Below are 22,270 nucleotides of genomic sequence, written 5' to 3'. Positions count from 1 at the left end.
CGGTGAACCCCATAAATGGTGTATCACATATAGGATGCTGAGCAAGTTATATTAAAAGAAAAAAGATGGTTTAAAGCAAAAAGGAAATATTTATTAACTTTAGAGAACTGGACTAAGGCTTTTCATAGGACACGTTGTTGTACAACGTTTTTATATACGTTTTATAATCCAATTCGATATTTTTTCGATCCGAAAGATTAAAATTAAAGCTATTATTGTTCTTATAATATATTTAGCTGCGCTAAAGTCAGAAATGTCTGCGTTTTCATTTCCATTCAGTTGAGAAGTCAATTGAATACAATATTCTAGAAACTCGGGAATCAAATAAATTGAAGTAGCTAACCAAACAATTCCAACTGTTATTAAAATCACTTTCGATAATGATTTAGGGCTTAATTCGGTAATTATTTCTTTATCGGTTTTAATTAGCTTTTTAGAAATCCATTCCGCTTTTAAAAACAGAAATAAAGAAACAACAATATTAGCAATGGTTAGAAATGTTCCGGTGAAATAAAATTTATCAATTGGTTCTTCCAATAATTCAGCAAACTGAACCATTGTTGCTGTTCCATAAATTGAAAGGAAATATGAGCCAAAATGGTCGAATATTTTAATGAATAAAAATATTCCAGCTATTCTCAAAGTTAGAGCTGTTAAAATCCGATTTGTCATTAATTGTCAGTTTTTTGGATATGTTGTACAACGTTTAATATATGTGTCGTAGCAGGGCAAATTGTTACCTTGCTTTTCGGTTTTTATGCACATTGATTGCTAACTTTTACTTTTTGCAAGCATTGCGCCTTACCAAAAATACAATAACTATTCGATTCATGACTTAGCTGCTATGATCACATATATCGTGTTGTACACCGTTTTATTTCGTTAATGCTTTTTCTGCAAGTTCTATAATTGGTTCATAATCAAAGTGAGAACAACCACCTTCGCTCATCACTCTTTTTCCATTCTTTTTGTATTTTCCTTCTCCCATTTTCCAGTTGAAAACAAAAAGCTCTTGTTTAAAAACTTGATTGAGTTTTGAGTAATTTAAACCGTCACCTGTTTGTTCAAAGTTTTCTTCAGTTTCTATAACTTTTATAGGGATTCCATTAGTCAAATAAATAGTCGTCCTAATTCTTCCATAGGAAAGTCCAATTTCTTGAATGACTTTGCGAATATTATTGTTATCCTTCCAGATTTTTAAAATTCCACCACCGTCTGTTGCCATTCCTGTCAGTTCAACCCAATCGAACTCAGTTATAGTAAGTTCAGAGTTCGAATCTATTGAATTCACCTCGAGATCAATTTGTTTTGGATTATTCTTTTGTCCAAATGTTAATAGTCCGATTAAGAACAATATGGTAGTGAGTATTTTTTTCATATGGTGTACAACGTCTCTTGTATGTTGCGTTTGCCTGCCGAAGGCGGCATATGCAATTTACAAATTGTTAGGCTTTCGTTTTTATTTCATTTTTCATTCGAGAATATAGGTCAGTAACTAAACTCCAGTCAGTTTTGTTATTCATTTCTTGTTTTAACAAACTCAATTGATTTTTAAATTCTTCTTCTCTTTCTTTATGTTCTTCTAATAATCGTTTTTTGTCAATTTGAACAGTTTTCCAGTCTTTTTGAACTGCTAGTTCTACTTGTTTGTCCATTTCTTTAAAAAATCTAATTCCAAAGTCCTTTACCATCTCAATAAAATCAGGAAAATCTAATTCAACAAAGCCATCTTTTGCTGTCCACAAATCAACTCCGTTGTCAAGTTTGTGACTAACATCCCATACTATTCTTATTTTATTGTCATTTCTGTAAAATGATAAATGAGGACCTCCAATTAAATGTCCAGAATCAAAAGTCCTCTTATAAGTCCAAGAAATTAAATTATCATATTCTTCAAAATAAAAGTCGCTATACTCATTTTCATCAGTTTCATAAATATCAAGCCATTTTTGAGCATCTTTTTTAAAGGTTGAAAGGTCTTTTGTTAATTTATACAGCTCTTCAGGAATAGACTCGTTTATTTCGATAAAAATATGCGTAAAATCTTCTATAAAACGAACTAAAGGGTAATGATTATATGGTGAAGGTTTATCTCCGAAGTATTCAAGCGCTTCTTTAGTATATTCGTAGATATTTGTTCCTTTAAACGATAACCACAAATCTGCATCAGTAAGCCAAAACCAACTCATTCTAGCATTTTCTCCACTTCCAGATGGTCTTACGTCCTCTATTTTTTTTAGTTTGAAGTTTATCATTTCGATTAATGGAGCCTAACGGTTGAGCTATGAACAGTACGGAGGCAAACTATCGTTTGCTTTCGGCCATGCTCTTAGCGAAATCTTTTTGTTTTGATTTATTTTTCCTGTTCAGAGCAAAATCCAATAGATTTTGCGAACTTCATAAAAATACACAAACCTGCGATTAAGCCCGAAGCCCGTATTGTTTATAGGTTGTGTTGTGCGTAGGCTTTTTATAGTTTATGAGTTCTCCAACTACAGTCACTTTCATTTGGATTTGCTTTTAAACAAGTTTGAAATTTTATTAATTTCCATTCATCATCTTTTTTCTGGACTATAAATTTTATAGAATTAAAAGACTTTTCAGCCCAAAAATAGACCTCATATTTTGACTTATTCACTTTAACTGATTCTATGGAAACCGCCTTTTCAACATGCGAATATCTTGGGGGCTGCCTAAAATTTAAACCAGATACTGTTCTGTTTTGTTTTCCAAATGCGTAATATTCGAATAATTTATTAAAGTCACTAACAAATCCATTCTCTTTATAGTCTGAATTGCCGAATGCTTTACTTTCCAATTCGTCCGCTTTTTTAGCAAACTCTTGGCACATTGCTATGATTTGTTTTTCTTCCTGTTCCATTTTTACTTCATTTGTATTTGATTTGCAGCTAAGCTCTATGATAATAATCAAAGAAAAGACAATGCCTGTATATTTTCTCATTGAATTTGTCAACTTACGCACAACGTTTTGTGTATGATTAGTTGCGAGAAAGTGCACGAGTACTTTCCGCCGTTGCTAAAGATAATTAATGCAAGTGAATTTCCGATAGGGAAATTCCGCCGCAATTAATTCATACACTGTGTTATCTGCATTTTTATATTTAGTTTCCTTTGTCAAACCATTTATTTCCACAATGTCTACATTGTCTGGCTTCTGGGGTTCTCGCCAACATTCCACATTTTTCACAATTGTTTAAGAAGACAATTTCTGGATTTTCCTTTAATATTCTTTTAGCAGCATTTCTAAAAAATTCATCAGATCCATTTTTAACTAATTCAAGTACTTTAGGATCGCTTGAAATCAACTCTTTTTTTTCATAGACTTCCCAAAGCTTCTTATTTTTTCTTCGATTCCCAAGTTTAGCTAATGAAATGATATGTCGGTAAGCTTTACTTTCTAGTTCAGAAAGAAGTCCACCATAGTAATTTATTATGTATCTTGAAGTTTCCTTGTTCAAACTATTTATTCTTGCAGATAACGTTTTATATATGTGTCGTAGCAGGGCAAAATGTTACCTAGCCATCGACATTTTCTGCGCATTGGTTGCTAACTTTTCTTCATTGCAAGCATTGCGCCTTACCAAAAATACAACAACCATTCGATTGATCACTTAGCTGCTATGATCACATATATGTTGTTAGGCAATGTTTTAATTATATTCTATTTTTCTTTCCCAAACAAAACCTAATTCACCATTTGAATATCTTTTTTTAGTAATCCAATTATTATTTTCGTCGTATTCATAGGAAAATGAGGTCCAATGCTTTTGACTTCCATCTTTATTATACCAATATTGGGAGATTATGTTATTGTTTTTGTCGTATTCAGAAATAAATTTAGTGTAATTTCCATTTGCTTTGGTTAAGTCAGATTCTATTTCGTTACCCTTATCATCATACTTAAAAGTCCTAACATCTTTAATTGAACCATTGGGTTTAAAATCAGTCTCTTCAATTAGTTGATTTTTCAAGTTGTATTTGCTTTTAGTTTTGAAAGTTCGGTTAGAAGTTACGTTGGTTCTCGTTACTGATAATATATTACCGTTCGAATCATATTCATTATCTTGTATTGAAGTCAGTTCTTTATTTGAGTTGTAAATTTTATATTTCACAATATTTCCATTACTGTCAAATTCTGTATTTGTATAACTTTTTAAGTTTCCTTCTTTATCGTATGATGTACTTTTAATTAACTTCCCTTGTTGATTTTTTTCTAGATCTACCTTTTGAAAAATTGACCCATCAATTTCATATTTCCAATATTCAATTAATTCTCCTTTTTCATTATAAAAATTCTTCAGGTCAAGACTTTGATTAAATGCTTGTTCCCTGGTCAATTCACCACTCCTTTTTGCACTATAAGAAGCTTGAGTAATAGATTTAAAAGTACTTTCTTTTAAAATTACAGGAGTTTTTGTAGCTGAATAGGAAGAGATAAGTCCTAAGATAATTATGTTAATTAAAATTTTCATTTTCTTAATGTTGCCTAACGTCCCTTGTATGGTGCGTTTGCTTCCCGAAGGGAGCATATGAATTATACAAATTGTTAGCATTAGTTTTTTACCAATTTTCCTTTATTATAGTTTTCTACTTTTACCTCAGTTCCTAAACTATCATAAAATTTCCAAATACCCTCTTTTAGTCCATTTTGGAATTTAACACTAAACTCTAAATTTCCATTTTTAAAATATTTCTTTATTTCTCCATCAGGTTGACCAGAAGAAGTATAATTCCCTTGTTCATTTAGTTGTCCATTTTGGAACCATATTTTATATATCCCAGTCGGTTTACTATTATCAAAACTTCCAATTGATTTTTTAGTTCCATCACAGAACCATTCAGACCTATCACCATTTAATTTTCCATTTTTCATAATGGCTTCTGTCTTTAACTGTCCGTTTTCGCACCAAAAAAGAACCTTTCCGTCTTGTTTGTCATCTATCCAGTTTGATTCTGTTCTTTTTTGTCCATTTTCATGCCATGCTTGAAATTTTCCATGTTGTAAATTTTCCTTCCAATTTGATTTAGCACGTTGTACACCATTCTCAAACCAGAAAATCCATTCACCATTTCTTTTGTTATCCTTGTAACTTCCCTCAGATAATTTTTTACCATTTTTATGGTAGGAAATCCATTTACCCTGTTTTAAATTTTCCTTTTCGTTACCTTTCGATTTTATTTCACCGGTATCATAATAAATGGTTTTGTTACCAAGAATATTCACACTTTTTTCACCACAAGAAAGGAGTAAGAATAAAAACAGGAAAGTAATATATTTTGTCATAGATATTTAATTAATGCTAACGTTTAATATATGTATCGTTGCAGGGCAAAATGTTACCCTGTTTTTCGTTTTTTCTGCGCATTGGTTGCTAACTTTTCCTTTTTGCAAGCATTGCGCCTTCATAAAAATACAATAACCATTCGATTCTTCACTTTGCTGCTATGATCACATATATAGTGTTATACCCATTTTTTTATTATTTCCCGCGCTTCGTTTAGCTTTTCAGTATTGAATCCGATTAAAAGTTCAGTTTGGACCCAGAATTGTTTTCTGTCCGATTCAAGTCCGTTTAGGGATTTATCATCATCAATAATTAGGAAATTCCGAATGGGTTCATGATCAAGAAACGTATCAATTTCCATTTTTCTTTCAGTTCCTAAAGTTCCTCCTGGTAAAAAACCAGCAAGAGGTACTTTAATATTCCGGTTTTTAAAAATTTCTTGAAATTGCCCTAAGTTTTTGCTTAATCGCCTTGTTGAGCTTAACCATAATTCAGCATCCAGATTATCCATTAAAGAATTCAAATTCTGTACACAATCACTGTTAAATTCCGAATAACCGTCAGAGTGTATTCCATCAGATTTCCAGTTGGGAGTTAATATTAAAACTCCATCTAAATCCAGAATAATTACATTCTTCATTTAATTGGGTATAACGTTAAATATATGAATCAGAGCAAGGCAAACCTGAACCAATCGATCTATCTGTGTATTTTTATTTCTTGCCCGCCTGCCATCCGCCAGGTAGGTAGGTTTAATTTATAAAAGTCTAGCGCCATTACAAAAAGGAAATGACCTTTCGATCTAACACTAAACTTTGCTTTGATTTTATATATAATGTTAACAACTATTTTTTAATTTCAAATTTCCCGATGGCGTTCAATCTATAAGTTGTCTTACCAGTAGAAAGAGTTTTTGTAAGAGGATCTCTGTCATTTTTATCTTTATTTTCTTTCCATTTATAAATTGAATCTATAACAGATATTTCCATTTTGGCGTCAATAGTAACATATTCAAATGCTTCAAATAACATGTCTATCCCACTTTTTTTAAAAACACTTAAAGAATCCAGTTTTTTTCCATTGTTATCATAAACCATTAGATACGGCGCTTCTGCATAATCAGCAATCACTATTTCTGGAATAACAATATTTTTACCATTATTATATAATATTCCAACAGGTCTTTCTGCCCAAGATTGTTTGTATTTCTTATATAAATCTTGATTGTAGTTTTCAGATTTTTGTTCTACGAAAAAACCTTTTGTAGAATTATATTGGAAAGGAAGTTCGATAGTATCCAATGATTTTATGTATTCTTGAAAATCACTTTTCTTTCCGTTTGTACAATTAAACAATAAACAAGTAACACTAATAAATAATAATGCTTTTTTCATTTTAATAATTGTTGTTAACGTTTAATATATGTGTCGTAGCAGGGCAAAATGTTACCTTGCTTTTCGGTTTTTCTGCGCATTGTTTGCTAACTTTTCCATTCTGCAATCATTGCGCCTTACCAAAAATACAAGAACCATTCGATTGATTACTTTGCTGCTATGATCACATATATAGTGTTACCCATAGTGTTTTATTTATAACAGATCAGTTTAATTCCATTTTCGTCAATATCAAGAGAGAACTGTCCGACTTTATATATCAAATTTTCAATCTCCATCAAATCCTGTTCAAGATGCTCGTCCGAATCAATAAACCTCGGGAAAAACAAAAATTCAATTTCTTTAAATGTTAACCAGCCACCAAGTGAATTATGACCTTCAAATCCGTTTTGCCAATAGTCAAACCCATAAGTTGTGTCCTCAGTCAGATACAATTCACCAATATGATCTTTTTGAACTTTTTTAAATTCAAGTTTTTTAATCTTATCAGAATTATTAACAAGTTCGTCAATAAGCCGAACCCATTTTGAGTTTGACATAAGGTGTTCGGAAAATTTTGAGACAGCTTTCTCAATTTCTCGGTCAATTTGCTCATCGTACCTTTTAGCTTTTTTAGTCCTCATTGTAATTATGGGTAACGGTTTTGTGTATGGTTAGTTGCGTGTTTCAGTAACTAAGTTAGCAAACAAATCACAGATAGAATATTCCGCAGGAATGTTCGTAAGTCGGCAGTGACCAAGCAATTAATTATACACAGTGTTGTAGCACGTTATTTTTTGTTTTTATAAAGTTCTATTGCCTTTAATAACTTCTTACCTCCAGATTCATTTTGTATGTTAATGAAATGGTCTAGATTCAGTTCAGGATGATTTTCTTTTGTCCAATTTAGAAGTTCACTTCTGTTCTTTCCCCAAGTGGCCTCATCAAAATTCAAATACTCCTCTTCTACAGATGCTATTTTATTATTTTGAAATTTGACAATATAATTTGACAAAAAAGTTTTATGCATAAAGAAAAGAATCCTCTTGTCAGTTTTTGAAACCTTTGCTTTGACAGTTCCGTTTTCTAAATTCATTTCAAGCACTTTATAAGTTGGTTCAGACACCGAATCCCATTTTAACCAATTACCTACATAATCATTTTTAGAGTATCTCACTTCATAGTCATATTTCGGTATCGTTGTTATCAGACTATCAGTTAATAATTCTTTCATTTTAGAACTATTAGATTCGTCAAGTGCCACGAAATATTTTTCAGCGATTTCCAGCTTATCAAATTCCTTTTCAGAATTTTTACAGGATATAATTCCGATTGCCAATAGTAGTAATAATACTGTAGTTTTATTCATTCGTTTTTGGGTTGGTCTAATGTGCTACAACAATTGCATAATAACAATTGCTATTATTTTTTTTATGTCGACTACAAATCTAATGGATTTTTAATCATTCTAAAATTATTTACAGCAACGTGAGTATATAGCTCTGTTGTTTTACTACTACTATGTCCTAGTAAGCTCTGTATATACCTTAGATCAGTACCGTTTTCTAACAGATGTGTTGCAAAACTATGTCGTAATATATGTGGGGTAACTTTTTTAGATATTCCAGACTTCTTTGCTGCTCTAACCACAATTTCTTTTACACTAGAACCACTATAGGGACCACCTTTTGGCCCCTCAAACAAATATTCCTTAGGTTTCCATCGCTTGTAGTACGTTCTTAAGTCTTTAAGCAATGTGTTAGAGAGCAATGTATATCGATCTTTGTTTCCCTTGGTATTTTCGACTCTGATTAACATACGCTTACTATCAATATCTGTAAGCTTTAGATGTAATAACTCGCTTCTACGTAACCCGGCCGAGTATAAAAGACTAGCAATGCATCTATGCTTTATATTATTGGTGTTGTTAATAAGTTCTAGTATTTCTTCTTTTGATAGTACCTGTGGTAACTTTTGTTGTTTCCGAGGTCGTTCTATCATATAAAATCGATTAGGCATGCCTAAAACAATTTCATAATAAAATTTAATACTGTTTACAGCTTGATTTATATATGAGTTTGACTTTCCTTGTTGTATCAGTTTTTGTAAATAATGCCGTATATCCTGTTCATTAATATCTAATAGTTCGTGATCCTTGTAATAATTAATAAAAGCTTCAAAGGCAGATACATAACTTTTTATAGTGTTATTTGAATATCTTTTTAATATTAATTTTTGCAAATAACTATGAGGGCATATTCTATAATTTGATTCTGTTCTTCGCCTCTCAAACCATGTAATATCTATAGAAGGGTTATTGGTGTTTATCATTCTATCTTTAAAAAAGAAACTTCCATTAATCCAGGCTATTCCCTTAAAGGTGTTAAAAATAATATCTAGATTTTCTTTGGTATTTATAATATAAACCATTCCAAACTCCCTACTCCATTTGGGATTTGGCAACTCTTTAATCAAGGCCTGTATCACTTTATCCGGATAAAACTGTAACCCAATCATCTTTTGTTTTTGAATGAGTAAGTGTTTTAATGTAATATGCTTTTTGCCAGAGACCATATGTCAAATATTAAAAGCATAGATGCATTTATCAAGAATTAGTGTAGATTTATACGTATAATAAACGTTTAATTCTACATATAAAGATGGTAAATTGCCTACACTGTGCTAATGAGATCGAAGGTAGAACCGATAAAAAATTTTGTTCTCCCTATTGTAGGTCTGCTTTTCATTATCAAAAGAATAAAGAAAAAGAAGATACATTATTTAAAACCATAGACAAGCAATTAAAGACGAATCGCAAAATTCTTAAAACATACAATAAAGCAGGATTAGCAACTGTTGCTGCACAAAAAATAATTCAAGAAGGTTTTAACCCTAACTATTTTACCCATTACTGGAAAAACAAAAAGGGACAGATATATCTGTTTTGTTATGAATATGGATACCTGGAGTTAAAAGATGCTCATAAGAAAAAATATGTGTTGGTTACCTGGCAAGACTATATGGATTCTTAAAGTTATTGTTTTTTTAAAATGAAGAAATTGTAAAGTAACCAGATTAGCTACATAATGCTTTTTTTAGTCTTTACTTAGGCAATATCTCATGTCATTGACATGAAGGTTTCCTCAGCACTAGAATCGTTCAAGTCATTGACATGGAGGTTTCCGTAACACTAGATTTATTCTAGTCACTGACATGAATGTTTCCTCAACACTAGATGCGTTCAAGTCATTGACATAAAGCTTTCCGCGAGACCGGATTTGTTCTAGTCGTTGACATGACAGTTTCCTTGATACAAGATCCGAATGTGTCATTAACATCAAGTTTTTGTAAAGTTTTTTGCATGTAATGTTACTTTATATAGCATTTTTGTAGCTTTCGATATATTCTTAAAACCAACACCTTATGAAAACTATTAAAACTGCGTTCACCGGCAATTACAGGAACGGTGAATTGATTCAATTTGTAGATGATCTCTTGGTATTTGTTCAAAAAAGAGGACCTATACACCCTAAACTTCAAGTTAGGTTTGATGAATTATCTACAGCCAAAATCAAAGCTGCCAAAGCTTTTGAACCGAGTAAAAAACTTACCAATACCGAAGATATTATTGCTTTCGATAAGCAGCGAGATGAGCTTACGATAGGTTTGCGAACCCTTCTTTTGGGGCTTACCAAACATCCCGTCTTAACGTATCAAGAAGCAGCAAAACGACTGTTAGAACGAATAGATAGTTATGGTAAAAGAATCTATCGTTTAAATTTACAGTTGCAAACACAAACAACCACCGATCTTATCGATGCTTTAATTACCGAACCAAAGCTTAATAATGATATCACTACGCTTCAGGTCGTTCGAGATTATATTAATGCGTTGCAAAAAGCCAATATTAGCTTTTCTGATATGTATATACAGCGTACCCAAGAAAAAGGGGAGCGAGTAGAAGCCGAAATGGCTGATCTGATTACTAAGCTTGAAGAAACCTATAGAGCTTTTGTTACTCGACTTAATGCTATTTTAGAAATGGATGAAAGTTACCAGGGAGATCACCTGGTTAATGATATCAACGCCGCTATTGATCAATATAATCAAGTAGTACTGGATCGTAGAGGAAAAGGAGATTCGTCTTCAGAAACCAACAATCAACAAGATACTGTAGAAGAGTTTATGGCATAATGATTATCAATACCATATATGTAAAAAAGCGATCCGGGATAGGGTCGCTTTTATTGCTTAATACTAGCCCCAAATTCAAAATTCAGAAATCTTAACTTCTGACTTCTGACAACTAACTAATATAATTCCAAATATTCTTATGTTTTGCCATTTGCCCGTAGGTGTACAGTAATACTTTGTTTTTTTCTGCAGACAATGCCGGATCGTCATTCAGAATTTTCATAGCATAATATCGTGCGGTTTTTAAAATATCATTGTCCCTTACGATGTCTGCAATTTTTAGATTTAACACACCGCTTTGCTGCGTACCCATAATATCACCTGGTCCACGAAGTTTTAAATCTACTTCGGCAATATCAAATCCGTCATTAGTTCGAACCATAGTTTCTAATCGGGTTTTGCTATCTGATGATAGTTTATGACTGGTCATCAGGATACAATAACTTTGTTCTGCACCACGACCCACACGCCCGCGTAATTGATGCAATTGCGATAGCCCAAACCGTTCTGCACTTTCAATAATCATTACACTGGCGTTGGGTACATTTACACCAACCTCGATCACTGTGGTAGCAACCATAATGTTGGTTTCGCCTTTTACAAAACGTTCCATCTCATAATCTTTATCGGCGGGCTTCATCTTACCGTGCACAATAGAGATTTGATACTCTGGAGTAGGGAAGGAGCGTGCAATACTCTCGTACCCATCCATAAGATCTTTATAATCCATAGCTTCAGACTCTTGTATCAAAGGATATACAATATAGATTTGCCTTCTTTTTTGAATCTCATCGGCAATAAACTTAAATACCCTTAATCGATTACTATCATAGCGATGTACCGTTTTTATGGCTTTTCTCCCAGGGGGTAGTTCATCGATAACCGAAATGTCCAGATCGCCATACAAACTCATGGCCAGTGTTCTTGGTATGGGTGTGGCAGTCATCACCAGTATATGTGGTGGATAGGTGTTTTTATGCCATAATTTGGCGCGTTGTGCAACACCAAATCGATGCTGCTCATCGATAATGGCTAATCCCAGATTTTTAAATTGTACCTTATCTTCAAGAATAGCATGGGTGCCAATCAAAATGTGTAGGGACCCTTCTTCCAATTCTTCATGAATTATTCTGCGTTCTTTGGCCGTAGAACTACCCATTAATAATTTTATATTAATATCCAGATCCTGAGTAAGTTCTTTGATACCCATATAATGTTGATTGGCTAAAATTGCGGTGGGCGCCATCAAACAAGCCTGAAATCCATTATCAATTGCCAATAGCATTGTCATCAAACCGACGATTGTTTTACCAGAGCCCACATCTCCTTGTAGCAAACGATTCATTTGTGCACTGCTGCCAATGTCATTTCTGATTTCTTTGATCACTCGTTTTTGAGCATTAGTAAGATCAAAAGGAAGATGGTTTTTATAAAAGTTGTTAAAATGAGCCCCTACTTCAGTAAACGGAAAACCTTTTATTTTCTGTTTTCGGATTAATTTTTTGGTGATAAGCTGTAACTGAATATAAAACAACTCTTCAAATTTTAATCGATATTGTGCTTTGGCTAATAGCTCCTGGCTCTTCGGAAAATGAACATTAAAAACAGCTTCACTTTTTGAAATAAGTTTCAATTCTTCAAGAATCTCTTTTGAAAGCGTATCATAAAAACGCACATTGGTCTCTACAAACAGTTGTTGCATCATCTTCATGATCACTCGATTGGTAATCCCTTTATTAGATAATTTTTCGGTTGAAGGATATACCGGTTGCATGGCTGTTCTTAGATTAGCTTTATGTTCATCTAGCAGTTCCATCTCTGGATGCGGCATACTAAATCCATTGTAGTATTTCGTTTTTCCAAAGATCACATAGGGAGTATTTAACTTTAGATTTTCGCGAATCCATTTTTGCCCTCTAAACCAAACCAATTCCATTTCACCAGTGTCATCTATAAACTTTGCTACCAGACGTTTTCCTTTTTTTTGCTCTACAGTTTTGATGTTTATAAGTTTACCAATGATTTGCACTTCGGCAGAGTTTCGTTGCAATTGGTTGATTTTATAATACTGTGTTTTATCAATGTATCGATTCGGAAACAAATTAATAAGATCTTGATAGGTATGAATTCCTAACTCCGATCGTAGTAAAGAAGCTCGAGAAGGGCCAACGCCCTTTAGATAGTCTATCGGAGTTTGTAAAATATTAGGATTCATTAGGGCGAAGATAGTATTTATTGGAAAATAGTTCAATACGATATTTGTCACATTGCTAGCTTAAAATCGTTATTTTGGCAGAACATTTGATTATATCAGAATATGCGAATTATAATATACATAGTTATAAGTCTTATTTCTTTCGGAAATGTAGCACAACAAATAGATTCGGTAGATTTTTTAAAAGGTCAGATTGATATTACAGTAGATGCCGAGGCGAAAACTGTACAAGGAAAAGTTACCTACAGTTTTAAAGTATTGAAACCAACTACATCTATTTTTATCGATGCGCAAAAGATGAAGATTACTAGTGTAGAACTTGACGATAAACGTGTCGACTTTGAATATGATAATAAGAAAATCACCGTTGCTTCAGATTTTAAAACAACCGCCAATCATAGTATTACTATAGTTTATACTGCCACTCCAAAAAAGGCATTGTATTTTGTTAAAGATTATGAGGGGAAGGATCAAATATGGACACAAGGGCAAGGAAAATATACTTCGAATTGGTTGCCTAGTTTTGATGAAATGAATGAAAAAGTAGAGTTTGATCTTACTGTTGATTATACTAAAGGCTTTGAGGTAATCGCTAACGGAAAATTAGTAAAAACCGAAGCTGTAAATGATTCGATTCAGCGTTGGCATTATGATATGCAACAGCCTATGAGTAGTTATCTGCTGGCATTGGCCATTGGTAAATACGACAAGGTAGTAGAAACTTCGGCTAACGGGATTCCTTTGGAGATGTATTATTATCCAACAGATAAAGATAGGTTTGAGTCTACGTATAGACATAGTAAAAAGATATTTGATTTTCTGGAAAAAGAAATAGGATATTCGTTTCCGTGGCAAAACTATAAACAGATTCCTGTAAAAGATTTTTTATACGCAGGTATGGAAAATACAGGAGCTACTATTTTTTCTGACGCTTTTGTAGTCGACGAAACGGCTTTTATAGATCGCAATTATATTAATGTTAATGCTCATGAATTGGCGCATCAATGGTTTGGAGACCTGGTCACCGAGACCGAAGGTACACATCATTGGTTACAAGAAGGATTTGCAACCTATTATGCATTATTAGCTGAAAAAGAGATTTTTGGAGAGGATTACTTTCTATACAAATTATATGAGAGTGCAGAACAACTTACAGCGCTTTCAAAAACACCCAGTGCAACGGCATTATTAGACCCTAAGGCTAGTTCACTTACTTTTTATCAACGAGGAGCGTGGGCTATCCATGCACTTCGAAATTTAATAGGAAATACTAGTTTTAAAATTACAATTCATAACTACCTGGAGAAGTATAAGTTTAAGAATGCAACGACAGATGATTTTATTTCTATAGCCGAAGAAGTGAGCGGGAAAGATCTATCAGAATATAAAAAGCTATGGTTGGAGAATGTAAAGTTTCCATCGCAAGAAGCACTGGATATTCTAACAAAATCTTCATTTATTCAAGAATATTTGAGCCTCGCACAAGAGCGTACACAGCCTATGGCAGGCAAATGGAAAGTTTTAGAGAATGCTTTAGGGTTTCCTACCAATGATTATTTGGGACAAGAAGCGATCTATCAATTAGAAGGAAAAACTTCTCCAGAAGCCATAGCGCTTTATGAGAAAGGTTTTGCTACCAATAATATTTTTGTGAGACAGGCTATTGCCAATACGCTAAGCACAATACCATTAGATTTAAAGAAGCAATATGAATCATTGTTAAAAGATGAATCTTACGCTACTATAGAACCGGCATTATATCATTTATGGTCCAATTTTCCAGAGCATCGCAAAGAGTATCTGGATGCAACACAAGAAATTATTGGATTTAGTGATAAAAATGTAAGAGTACTTTGGTTGGTTTTGGTTTTAAGTACCAAAGACTATCAAACTGATCAGCATCAAAAGTATTTTAATGAACTCTCTGGGTATACATCACCAAAACACCACTTTAGTGCCAGAGAGAACGCTTTTGCCTATTTAGAAAGTTTACAAGCATTTTCCGACCAATCATTAAAAGATCTTATTGATGGTGCCACACATCACAATTGGCGTTTTAGGAATTCCTGCAGGAAAATCCTTGATAAATTATTAAAAGACGAAAAATATAAAAAGAAATACGTAGTTTTAAAGGATAATTTGCCAAAGAATCAACAAGATTTTTTACAACAAAAATTAACCCCATAGTAAAAATTATATGCGAGCATTGGTGATTTCCGGAGGAGGTAGTAAAGGAGCTTATGCCCTTGACACTGCATGGTATCTTTTACAAAAATTAGATAGAAAATATGATTTGTTTTTGAGAACTTCTATAGGGAGTTTGTTAGTATCTATCTTGCTCTATCAAAAATAAGTGAGATAAAAGAATTTTATGCCAATGTTACTCAATCTTTAATATTCACAAATTAATGGATTGTATTCAAAAATAATATTATGGAAGCTTTTATGCTCTTAGCGGAGTTGACATATTTTGATTTTAAAATATTAGTAAAAAATTCTATCATTGAAATAGAGCATGATTACATGTCAGATTTATTTCGTAAAACACTTGAAAAAACTAAGTTTTTGGAAAATGAATGTTTGATTGTATTAATAGATTTAGACGGCTTCATAGAAGTTGAATTATCATTACTGGTTAGAGAAAAAATAGATGATATGGCGGTAGGCATAATGTTATCAGGAAGTAACCTGGATGAATATGAAAAAGTTATTGAGGATTCATTAACGTCAAAATCATCCAATGTTTCTAGAGTAGTTTAATTTGTTGCCTTCTAATGATAAGAATTTATAGGAGTTATTTTTAATAATTCAAAATTGATAAATAGAACTATATTTGGTAATATTAGAATTCAAATTCATTTCTTAAATATGCGTGCATTAGTAATTTCGGGAGGAGGTAGTAAAGGAGCTTATGCCGGCGGTGTAGCACAATATTTAATGAATGAAGCAGGTCGGAAATATGACTTGTTTCTTGGTACTTCAACAGGAAGTCTATTAGTGCCTCAGCTCGCTTTGGGTAATATCGGTAAGATGTATGATATCTATACTAATGTTAATCAGCATACCATTTTTAATGTAAACCCTTTTGTAGTACGTAAGAAAGGAAATAGAGAGTTTGTTTCGATTAACTTTTTTGCTTCGCTATGGCAGTTTATTAAAAAGAAACGCACGTTTGGTGAGAGCCAAAATCTTAGGACCTCTATACGCAAGAATTTCTCTGAAGCCGAATTTAGATTAGCACGAAGAAAATCAGTTGATGTAGTGGTAACCGTCTCAAATCTTACTAAAAACAGAACAGAATATAAGTCGATTAACGATTTTTCGTATGAGGATTTTTGTGACTGGATCTGGATATCGTGTAATTATGTGCCTTTTATGAGCTTGGCCACCAAAAATGGATACGAATATGCCGATGGAGGCTTTGGATGTATGGTGCCTATTCGTGAAGCCATACGTAGAGGAGCCACCGAGGTTGATGCGATTATCTTAGAGTCTGAAAATATGGAGCACAACAAGGTCCTCGGTAAAAATCCATTTTCATTGATGGTCAATTTATTTGGATACATGCTTGATCAGGTCGAAGGTCACGATACCGTAGTGGGCAAGTTAGCCGCAATAAATAAGAACGTTCCTCTCAATTTATATTATACGCCATCAAAACTAACCGAAAACTCTTTGATTTTTGACAAAAAACTTATGGGTAATTGGTGGCGACAAGGGTTTATGTATGCTGCCAGAAAGGCCAAACAAGCCGAAGAGAATAAACTAAAGGATATTGATATGGCAGGGTAATTTGGATTAAAGTACTTTAGTTGTCTATTTAGTACCAGGTTTTATAGTTCGTTCTCTTTTAAATCTTTAGCTAAACTTGCAATTTTTAGTCTTTTATTCCGCTTTATATATTCTAAATCCGATAAATTGTCAATCATTAACTGACGATTATAATAATTTATATGTTCAAGAATGCCAAAAACATTGGCTATAATACCCCAAACGATTATATTTTCAGGTATAATTTGCCAATCATTTTGATATATTTGAATTCCAAATATTATTGGAATCAGACCAATTAATATCAAATTGAATTTTTTAGAATTCTTGAAAATGTTTAAGTTTTTTTCTTGGTTGAACGGCTTATTAATCAATCTGTATAACTTCAATTTCCAATAGTGTTGTCCTTGAATTAATACTATTATACAGATTAAAAGTCCGTATAACAGAAAAAATATATCTATAAATGAATTTTTAAGGATTAGATAAACAAAAATCAATGGAAATGTCACAAAAGCATGAAATCTTTCCATTGGATAATAATTTTTCAATCGTTTAATTAGTTTTTGTTTACTCATTTTTATTTTCACTATTGAATTTAACCTTTATTATATGTGTCGTAGAGGGATAAAATGTTACAGAACCTTCGATATTTTCGGCGCATTTGTTGCTATATTTTTTCAAGCGAGTGTTGCACTTCTACAAAATAGACAGATCACCCTCTTAGTCATCTGGCTGCTATGATCACATACATAATGTTATACGCTGGCTTTTCCGTTCCAATACTCCAACCAATTCAGTGGTTTTGTCAGTTTATGTTTATTAGACTCTAAACGAATAACTCTTCTTTTCTTTCCATTTGTTGTTTTGTTTGAAGCATGTAAAATTAGGGGCTTCATTAGGATAGGCCCCCTTTTTTTATCTCATAAATAAATTCATTTTTAGCATTTCTTACTGTCCTTTTTTAAAAGTCTAATTCATATAATTTTTCAAATTAGTTTTTTGTCAACAGAAATGCTTAAGTCTTGGTGATAGGCAACAAACCAATTCGATTCACATGGTTTGTCGAAATAGATGGCTTTTGTCAAGAAATAGTTTGATTGCGAAAGGTCGAAAATCAACTTGGTCATCTTATGATTAAAAACCAAATCAATTAAATCCGAAACACTTTTAATCAATTGTCCAATAGCAAATAAATCTTTTGTTTTCAGAAATGAATTTCCGATTGGTTCAGTATTTTCTATACAGTTTGAAATTTAAGCTATTTAGCTCTCTGAATATAAGTCGGCTAAAACGGAATATCCATTTTCTTTAAGTTCTATTTTATTCTTTATGTAATTCATTTCGGGCTCGTGCTACAAGAATTATATAATAGCAATTAGTAATATAAATATTCTCATATTTTAAGCTAAAACAAATCCCCAATCTCTTCTTTAATAAATGCCAATGCTGTATCGCTAGGAGCTCCTTTTTCGATAATCTCCGTTAAAATGACTTCTCTCATTTTATCAGCAGAAGTTACCTCGTCTTTTAAGGTTGTTTTTCTTATCAAAGCGATGGTGGTATTCTTGGCTGTTTTAATAGCATTCCAACATTCATCTGAAACATAGATCTGCTGGGTAAGATTATGTTCGAATTCTTGATCGATAGTATGAACCAATAAAGACTCATACTCTTTTTTGTTTTCGCCAACAGGAGGCATTCTAGTCAATAGCTTACCTGGAGATACTCTTTCAAGAAATAATACCATACGCTCATATGCCTGTAGCTTAAGAGGTAATGCCTGTTTTTGATTTTCTCTATGTAAAAGAAATCGACGACGCCTTTCTTCATTGGTAGTATGAAGCTTAAAAAAATAAAAAGCAATTAACGTGATAAGCGTTGCAGGGATAAGAGAAATGACTAAAGGTATAATATCGAAATCCATTCGTTAAATTAAAGGTGTTATTATTGTGTTACTTCAACTTCTTTTTTGTACTGACCACCAAGATACGTACAATCTTTTAAATCTTGAGCACAGGTATAGGTAACTGGTGTTTTGGTATATTTAAATGATTCTTCAAGAGTTTTGGTGAGTTCTCCATCATCAACATTTAGATCAACATCCCGCATTGTAAATTGACATGGATGTTCATACCCTGCAGCATGGGTAATTTCTATAAATTCTTTTCTAAATGTCTTGAAGTATTGTGCCAAACGATCTGATTTTAAAGGAACATTAATTCCATTTTGTAACCACTTACTTTGCGTAGCTACACCACTAGGGCATCGATTTGTATGACATATTTGTGCCTGTATGCAGCCAATACTCATCATAGCTTCTCTAGCAACATTAATACAATCTACCCCCATAGCAAATGCCATAGCAGCTTTGGCAGGAAATCCAAGTTTACCACTACCAATAAAAACAACACGCTCGGTAAGATTATGCTTCTGAAAAATTTTATAAATAGCGGTAAAACCATATACCCATGGTAAGGATACATGATCTGCAAAGCTAGGAGGTGCAGCACCTGTACCACCTTCGCCACCATCAATGGTTATAAAATCGGGTCCTCTGTTACTTTTACTCATAAGCTCTGCAAGAAGTTCCCATTGTTCGGTTTTACCAATGGCAGCTTTGATACCTACCGGAAGCCCGGTTTCATCTGCAATATCTTCAATAAATTGTAATAACTCTGGGACATTCGTAAAAGCTGTGTGCGCAGAAGGGGAGAGGACATCCTTACCAATTTCGACTCCTCTGATTTTTGCAATTTCTGCAGTTATTTTTTTACCGGGTAAAACACCTCCTTTTCCTGGTTTTGCGCCCTGCGAAAGTTTAATTTCTATGGCTTTTACAAAAGGATTTTGAGCTACCAGTTCTTTCATTTTTTGCATCGAGAAATTTCCATTTTCGTCTCTAACTCCAAAATATCCTGTACCAAAATGAAAAATAACATCTCCACCATTACTGTGATAAGGAGAAAGACCACCCTCGCCAGTATTATGATATGCATTAGCCTTTTCTACTCCAATATTTAATGATTCTACCGCTCTGGCAGAAAGGGAGCCAAAACTCATGGCAGAAACATTAACAATAGAGCCTGGTCGATATGGTTTTTTACGCTGATTATATTGCCCCATAACTTTAGCACAAGGAAGAAAGGTTTTATCTTCTTTATTGGGATGATCTTTTTCCATTTTAAACGGAATCAAACAATTTTTTACAAAAATGTGCTGATGTAAATAGATATCTCGATCGGTCCCAAAACCTTCATAGTTATTCTCGTTTTTTGAAGATGCATATACCCAACCTCTTTCAATTCTATTAAAAGGTAATTCTTCGCGGTTATTGGCCACAAAATATTGCCTCATTTCTGGTCCAATACTTTCTAGCATATACCGTAGATGCCCTAAAACCGGAAAATTATGTTTTATGGTGTGTTTTTTATTAAAAAATATGTCTCTTATTGCTATTAATACGATAACAACAATAAGCCACATCCACCATGATATTGAACTCAAAAAATTAATAATGCTTTCCATATATTTTAGGGTGCCCAGTTTTTATTGCGCGTTTAGATAATCTAAGGTTAATTGAGACATCACTTTAACACCTAATAACAGACCGCTTTCGTCTATATAGAAATCTGGTGTATGGTGAGCTGCAGCTTTTTCGGTTCCTTTTGATTTTCCTCCTAAGAAGAAATAAAATCCGGGTACTACTTCTTGAAAATATGAGAAATCTTCGCCTCCGGTGGTTGCTTTTGATAAGATTACATTTTCTTTCCCGGCAATACCTTCAATTGTTGGTAACATTTGTTTTACCAAAGCGGGGTCATTATACGTGATTGATGTGTTATTTTGAAATTCTATAGTTGCATCTCCACCATAGGCCTTAGCAATTGAAGGCACCATTTCATTCATTCTTCTAATAATAAGTTCTCTCATTTTTGGATCTAGTGTCCTAACGGTTCCGATCATTTCGGCACTTTCAGGTATAATATTAAAGCGTACTCCACTGGTTATTTTACCAACAGTAATTACTGCAGCCTCTTTTACCAATGGCGATTCTCTACTAATAATAGTTTGGAGTCCATCAATTATTTTAGCAGAAATTAGTACAGGGTCAACTCCTGTCCAAGGAGCAGAACCATGAGTTTGTTTTCCTTTTACGTTAATCACAAAACGTTCTACCGCAGCCATTGTTCCCCCGGGTTTGTAACGTATTTTTCCTACTTCGGTACCTGAATTGATATGCAAACCAAAAATGGCATCAACATCTGGGTTTTTTAATACTCCTTCTTTTATCATTAATTTTGCTCCACCTTCTTCTCCTGGTGGCGGACCTTCTTCTGCAGGTTGAAAAATAAACTTAACGGTACCATTTATTTTGTCTTTATGTTTGGTAAGAATCTCTGCTACACCCATAAGAATAGCAGTATGGGTATCATGACCACATGCATGACTAACACCAACTTCGGTATCAAGAAAAGTAGTTTTAACTGTTGATTTAAAAGGTACATCAGCTCTTTCTGTAACTGGAAGAGCATCTATATCTGCTCTAAGCGCAACAGTTTTTCCAGGAGTATTACCTTTTAAAATGGCTACAACACCTGTTTTGGCTACATTTTCGGTTACTTCAAGACCAAGATCTTTTAAGTGTTTCGCAATCTTTTTTGCCGTTTCGAATTCGCGATTCGAAAGTTCGGGGTTTTGATGAAAATCTCTTCTCCATTCGATTACTTTTGATTCTAACTTTTCAGCCATCGAATTAATCTCAGGATTAATCTGTTGAGCTTGTATAGCGCAAAAAGCAAATGCAAAAATTAAGAAGAAAATTGATTGTGTGTTCGTGTTCATTAGGTTTAGAAATTAATAAGTCTGTAGTTTTCGTTTTGTAATTGTACAAGTGCCGTCATAGCCGAAAGTGCATATTGCACTTCTGGAAGCGTTTTTGTTTTTGTGATATTACGATAAGCTGCCGTTTGACCGCATAAAATTATGTGTGCCCCCTTTTCGGATAATGCCGATACGAGTTTTGCATTAGGATTATCTATGCCGTATTTTGTTTTGTAGTTTTCATTATTTAAAATGTCATATGCCGCTGAACCATGAATTACTAAGGCTACTTTTAACTTTTCGGTAGAAACACCTGCTCCTTCATGCATATTGAGAAATCTGGCGGCTGTATTGATAAGGGGATTTACTTTTGAGCTATCTGCAAAGGTTCTTCCAATATCAAAAACAACCTTTAGGTCATGTAAAGTATCTGTTTTATAATCTGGATTAACCACATTATATGTTTTACCATACTCTGGTATTACATTGCCCTTTTTTTGAGAGAAGAACAGGAAGGGTATGGTAAAAATAAAATAGGTCGCTAGGTTCTTTTTCAAACGTTTTGATTTTTGGTTTCTAAAGATATT

General features: G+C 33.3%; 24 protein-coding genes. 5 read left to right on the top strand and 19 right to left on the bottom strand.

Annotated features, from left to right (window positions below):
• Positions 1-150: 150 nt before the first annotated feature.
• The 12 genes from JJQ60_RS20380 to xerA all read right to left on the bottom strand — a co-directional run bounded on the left by JJQ60_RS20380 (position 151) and on the right by xerA (position 9,196).
• A complete protein-coding gene (locus JJQ60_RS20380; RefSeq protein WP_236669183.1) occupies positions 151-672 on the bottom strand; it encodes a hypothetical protein in 522 nt (173 codons plus the stop codon).
• Between the two features lie 202 nt (positions 673-874).
• Complete coding sequence (locus JJQ60_RS20375) at positions 875-1,378, bottom strand: hypothetical protein (protein ID WP_201924359.1); 504 nt, start codon at positions 1,376-1,378, stop codon at positions 875-877.
• Positions 1,379-1,445: 67 nt separating this feature from the next.
• Positions 1,446-2,255, bottom strand: a complete 810-nt coding sequence (locus tag JJQ60_RS20370; RefSeq protein WP_201924358.1) for a DUF5984 family protein — start codon at positions 2,253-2,255, stop codon at positions 1,446-1,448.
• Positions 2,256-2,470: 215 nt separating this feature from the next.
• Entirely contained in the window at positions 2,471-2,962 is a 492-nt protein-coding gene (locus JJQ60_RS20365) for a hypothetical protein (protein ID WP_201924357.1), read from the bottom strand.
• 160 nt (positions 2,963-3,122) lie between these two features.
• The gene (locus JJQ60_RS20360; protein WP_201924355.1) at positions 3,123-3,479 is read right to left on the bottom strand and encodes a hypothetical protein; all 357 of its coding nucleotides are present in this window, start codon (positions 3,477-3,479) and stop codon (positions 3,123-3,125) included.
• A gap of 192 nt (positions 3,480-3,671) precedes the next feature.
• Positions 3,672-4,493, bottom strand: a complete 822-nt coding sequence (locus JJQ60_RS20355; protein WP_201924354.1) for a hypothetical protein — start codon at positions 4,491-4,493, stop codon at positions 3,672-3,674.
• A gap of 80 nt (positions 4,494-4,573) precedes the next feature.
• Positions 4,574-5,305 (bottom strand): toxin-antitoxin system YwqK family antitoxin, encoded by a 732-nt coding sequence (locus JJQ60_RS20350; RefSeq protein WP_201924352.1) that lies wholly within the window; start codon positions 5,303-5,305, stop codon positions 4,574-4,576.
• 179 nt (positions 5,306-5,484) lie between these two features.
• Complete coding sequence (locus tag JJQ60_RS20345; protein WP_201924350.1) at positions 5,485-5,946, bottom strand: HAD domain-containing protein; 462 nt, start codon at positions 5,944-5,946, stop codon at positions 5,485-5,487.
• A gap of 205 nt (positions 5,947-6,151) precedes the next feature.
• On the bottom strand, positions 6,152-6,700 hold the full coding sequence (locus JJQ60_RS20340; protein ID WP_201924348.1) for a hypothetical protein: 549 nt from the start codon (positions 6,698-6,700) through the stop codon (positions 6,152-6,154).
• Between the two features lie 191 nt (positions 6,701-6,891).
• Positions 6,892-7,323, bottom strand: coding sequence for a hypothetical protein (locus JJQ60_RS20335; RefSeq protein ID WP_201924346.1), 432 nt, complete (start codon positions 7,321-7,323; stop codon positions 6,892-6,894).
• Positions 7,324-7,469: 146 nt separating this feature from the next.
• Complete coding sequence (locus JJQ60_RS20330) at positions 7,470-8,048, bottom strand: hypothetical protein (protein WP_201924345.1); 579 nt, start codon at positions 8,046-8,048, stop codon at positions 7,470-7,472.
• A gap of 71 nt (positions 8,049-8,119) precedes the next feature.
• Positions 8,120-9,196 (bottom strand): site-specific tyrosine recombinase/integron integrase, encoded by a 1,077-nt coding sequence (gene xerA, locus JJQ60_RS20325; RefSeq protein ID WP_201924344.1) that lies wholly within the window; start codon positions 9,194-9,196, stop codon positions 8,120-8,122.
• Positions 9,197-9,339: 143 nt separating this feature from the next.
• Between xerA and JJQ60_RS20320 the strand changes: the two genes are divergently transcribed.
• Both JJQ60_RS20320 and JJQ60_RS20315 read left to right on the top strand, forming a co-directional pair.
• Positions 9,340-9,711, top strand: coding sequence for a hypothetical protein (locus JJQ60_RS20320; RefSeq protein ID WP_201924343.1), 372 nt, complete (start codon positions 9,340-9,342; stop codon positions 9,709-9,711).
• 391 nt (positions 9,712-10,102) lie between these two features.
• A complete protein-coding gene (locus JJQ60_RS20315) occupies positions 10,103-10,873 on the top strand; it encodes a DUF6261 family protein (protein ID WP_201924342.1) in 771 nt (256 codons plus the stop codon).
• Between the two features lie 112 nt (positions 10,874-10,985).
• On the opposite strand, the gene recG is transcribed toward JJQ60_RS20315, so the two are convergent.
• On the bottom strand, positions 10,986-13,088 hold the full coding sequence (gene recG / locus JJQ60_RS20310) for an ATP-dependent DNA helicase RecG (RefSeq protein ID WP_201924341.1): 2,103 nt from the start codon (positions 13,086-13,088) through the stop codon (positions 10,986-10,988).
• Positions 13,089-13,190: 102 nt separating this feature from the next.
• On the opposite strand from recG, the gene JJQ60_RS20305 reads away from it, so the two are divergent.
• The 3 genes from JJQ60_RS20305 to JJQ60_RS20295 all read left to right on the top strand — a co-directional run bounded on the left by JJQ60_RS20305 (position 13,191) and on the right by JJQ60_RS20295 (position 16,880).
• On the top strand, positions 13,191-15,275 hold the full coding sequence (locus JJQ60_RS20305) for a M1 family metallopeptidase (RefSeq protein WP_201924340.1): 2,085 nt from the start codon (positions 13,191-13,193) through the stop codon (positions 15,273-15,275).
• 246 nt (positions 15,276-15,521) lie between these two features.
• The gene (locus JJQ60_RS20300) at positions 15,522-15,848 is read left to right on the top strand and encodes a hypothetical protein (RefSeq protein WP_236669182.1); all 327 of its coding nucleotides are present in this window, start codon (positions 15,522-15,524) and stop codon (positions 15,846-15,848) included.
• 108 nt (positions 15,849-15,956) lie between these two features.
• A complete protein-coding gene (locus JJQ60_RS20295) occupies positions 15,957-16,880 on the top strand; it encodes a patatin-like phospholipase family protein (protein WP_201924338.1) in 924 nt (307 codons plus the stop codon).
• A 41-nt stretch (positions 16,881-16,921) separates the two neighbouring features.
• Here JJQ60_RS20295 and JJQ60_RS20290 read toward each other — a convergent pair whose 3' ends face one another.
• From JJQ60_RS20290 to JJQ60_RS20265, 6 genes are all read right to left on the bottom strand, one after another.
• Positions 16,922-17,437: a hypothetical protein gene (locus tag JJQ60_RS20290; protein ID WP_201924337.1), complete on the bottom strand. Its 516-nt coding sequence runs from the start codon at positions 17,435-17,437 to the stop codon at positions 16,922-16,924.
• 180 nt (positions 17,438-17,617) lie between these two features.
• Complete coding sequence (locus JJQ60_RS22140) at positions 17,618-17,758, bottom strand: hypothetical protein (protein ID WP_236669181.1); 141 nt, start codon at positions 17,756-17,758, stop codon at positions 17,618-17,620.
• A gap of 509 nt (positions 17,759-18,267) precedes the next feature.
• Positions 18,268-18,786 (bottom strand): DUF7935 family protein, encoded by a 519-nt coding sequence (locus tag JJQ60_RS20280; protein ID WP_201924336.1) that lies wholly within the window; start codon positions 18,784-18,786, stop codon positions 18,268-18,270.
• Between the two features lie 20 nt (positions 18,787-18,806).
• Positions 18,807-20,387 (bottom strand): FMN-binding glutamate synthase family protein, encoded by a 1,581-nt coding sequence (locus JJQ60_RS20275; RefSeq protein WP_201924335.1) that lies wholly within the window; start codon positions 20,385-20,387, stop codon positions 18,807-18,809.
• Between the two features lie 21 nt (positions 20,388-20,408).
• Complete coding sequence (locus tag JJQ60_RS20270; protein ID WP_201924333.1) at positions 20,409-21,704, bottom strand: amidohydrolase; 1,296 nt, start codon at positions 21,702-21,704, stop codon at positions 20,409-20,411.
• A gap of 5 nt (positions 21,705-21,709) precedes the next feature.
• Positions 21,710-22,240, bottom strand: a complete 531-nt coding sequence (locus tag JJQ60_RS20265; RefSeq protein ID WP_201924331.1) for a DsrE family protein — start codon at positions 22,238-22,240, stop codon at positions 21,710-21,712.
• Between the last annotated feature and the right edge of the window lie 30 nt (positions 22,241-22,270).

Origin of the sequence: Aquimarina mytili (genome assembly GCF_016735115.1) — a bacterium.
GTDB lineage: Bacteria > Bacteroidota > Bacteroidia > Flavobacteriales > Flavobacteriaceae > Aquimarina > Aquimarina mytili.
This window is presented reverse-complemented; position numbering and strand designations above follow the sequence as displayed.

Excerpts from the sequence above, each read along its gene's own strand:
- JJQ60_RS20365 (WP_201924357.1), bottom strand. The coding sequence starts at position 2,962 with ATGAGAAAATATACAGGCATTGTCTTTTCTTTGATTATTATCATAGAG.
- JJQ60_RS20275 (WP_201924335.1), bottom strand. The coding sequence starts at position 20,387 with ATGGAAAGCATTATTAATTTTTTGAGTTCAATATCATGGTGGATGTGG.
- JJQ60_RS22140 (WP_236669181.1), bottom strand. The coding sequence starts at position 17,758 with ATGAAGCCCCTAATTTTACATGCTTCAAACAAAACAACAAATGGAAAG.
- recG (WP_201924341.1), bottom strand. The coding sequence starts at position 13,088 with ATGAATCCTAATATTTTACAAACTCCGATAGACTATCTAAAGGGCGTT.
- JJQ60_RS20330 (WP_201924345.1), bottom strand. The coding sequence starts at position 8,048 with ATGAATAAAACTACAGTATTATTACTACTATTGGCAATCGGAATTATA.
- JJQ60_RS20380 (WP_236669183.1), bottom strand. The coding sequence starts at position 672 with ATGACAAATCGGATTTTAACAGCTCTAACTTTGAGAATAGCTGGAATA.
- JJQ60_RS20305 (WP_201924340.1), top strand. The coding sequence starts at position 13,191 with ATGCGAATTATAATATACATAGTTATAAGTCTTATTTCTTTCGGAAAT.
- JJQ60_RS20320 (WP_201924343.1), top strand. The coding sequence starts at position 9,340 with ATGGTAAATTGCCTACACTGTGCTAATGAGATCGAAGGTAGAACCGAT.
- JJQ60_RS20290 (WP_201924337.1), bottom strand. The coding sequence starts at position 17,437 with ATGAGTAAACAAAAACTAATTAAACGATTGAAAAATTATTATCCAATG.
- JJQ60_RS20340 (WP_201924348.1), bottom strand. The coding sequence starts at position 6,700 with ATGAAAAAAGCATTATTATTTATTAGTGTTACTTGTTTATTGTTTAAT.
- JJQ60_RS20370 (WP_201924358.1), bottom strand. The coding sequence starts at position 2,255 with ATGATAAACTTCAAACTAAAAAAAATAGAGGACGTAAGACCATCTGGA.
- JJQ60_RS20280 (WP_201924336.1), bottom strand. The coding sequence starts at position 18,786 with ATGGATTTCGATATTATACCTTTAGTCATTTCTCTTATCCCTGCAACG.
- JJQ60_RS20375 (WP_201924359.1), bottom strand. The coding sequence starts at position 1,378 with ATGAAAAAAATACTCACTACCATATTGTTCTTAATCGGACTATTAACA.
- JJQ60_RS20295 (WP_201924338.1), top strand. The coding sequence starts at position 15,957 with ATGCGTGCATTAGTAATTTCGGGAGGAGGTAGTAAAGGAGCTTATGCC.
- JJQ60_RS20345 (WP_201924350.1), bottom strand. The coding sequence starts at position 5,946 with ATGAAGAATGTAATTATTCTGGATTTAGATGGAGTTTTAATATTAACT.
- JJQ60_RS20270 (WP_201924333.1), bottom strand. The coding sequence starts at position 21,704 with ATGAACACGAACACACAATCAATTTTCTTCTTAATTTTTGCATTTGCT.
- JJQ60_RS20355 (WP_201924354.1), bottom strand. The coding sequence starts at position 4,493 with ATGAAAATTTTAATTAACATAATTATCTTAGGACTTATCTCTTCCTAT.
- JJQ60_RS20350 (WP_201924352.1), bottom strand. The coding sequence starts at position 5,305 with ATGACAAAATATATTACTTTCCTGTTTTTATTCTTACTCCTTTCTTGT.
- xerA (WP_201924344.1), bottom strand. The coding sequence starts at position 9,196 with ATGATTGGGTTACAGTTTTATCCGGATAAAGTGATACAGGCCTTGATT.
- JJQ60_RS20300 (WP_236669182.1), top strand. The coding sequence starts at position 15,522 with ATGGAAGCTTTTATGCTCTTAGCGGAGTTGACATATTTTGATTTTAAA.
- JJQ60_RS20335 (WP_201924346.1), bottom strand. The coding sequence starts at position 7,323 with ATGAGGACTAAAAAAGCTAAAAGGTACGATGAGCAAATTGACCGAGAA.
- JJQ60_RS20315 (WP_201924342.1), top strand. The coding sequence starts at position 10,103 with ATGAAAACTATTAAAACTGCGTTCACCGGCAATTACAGGAACGGTGAA.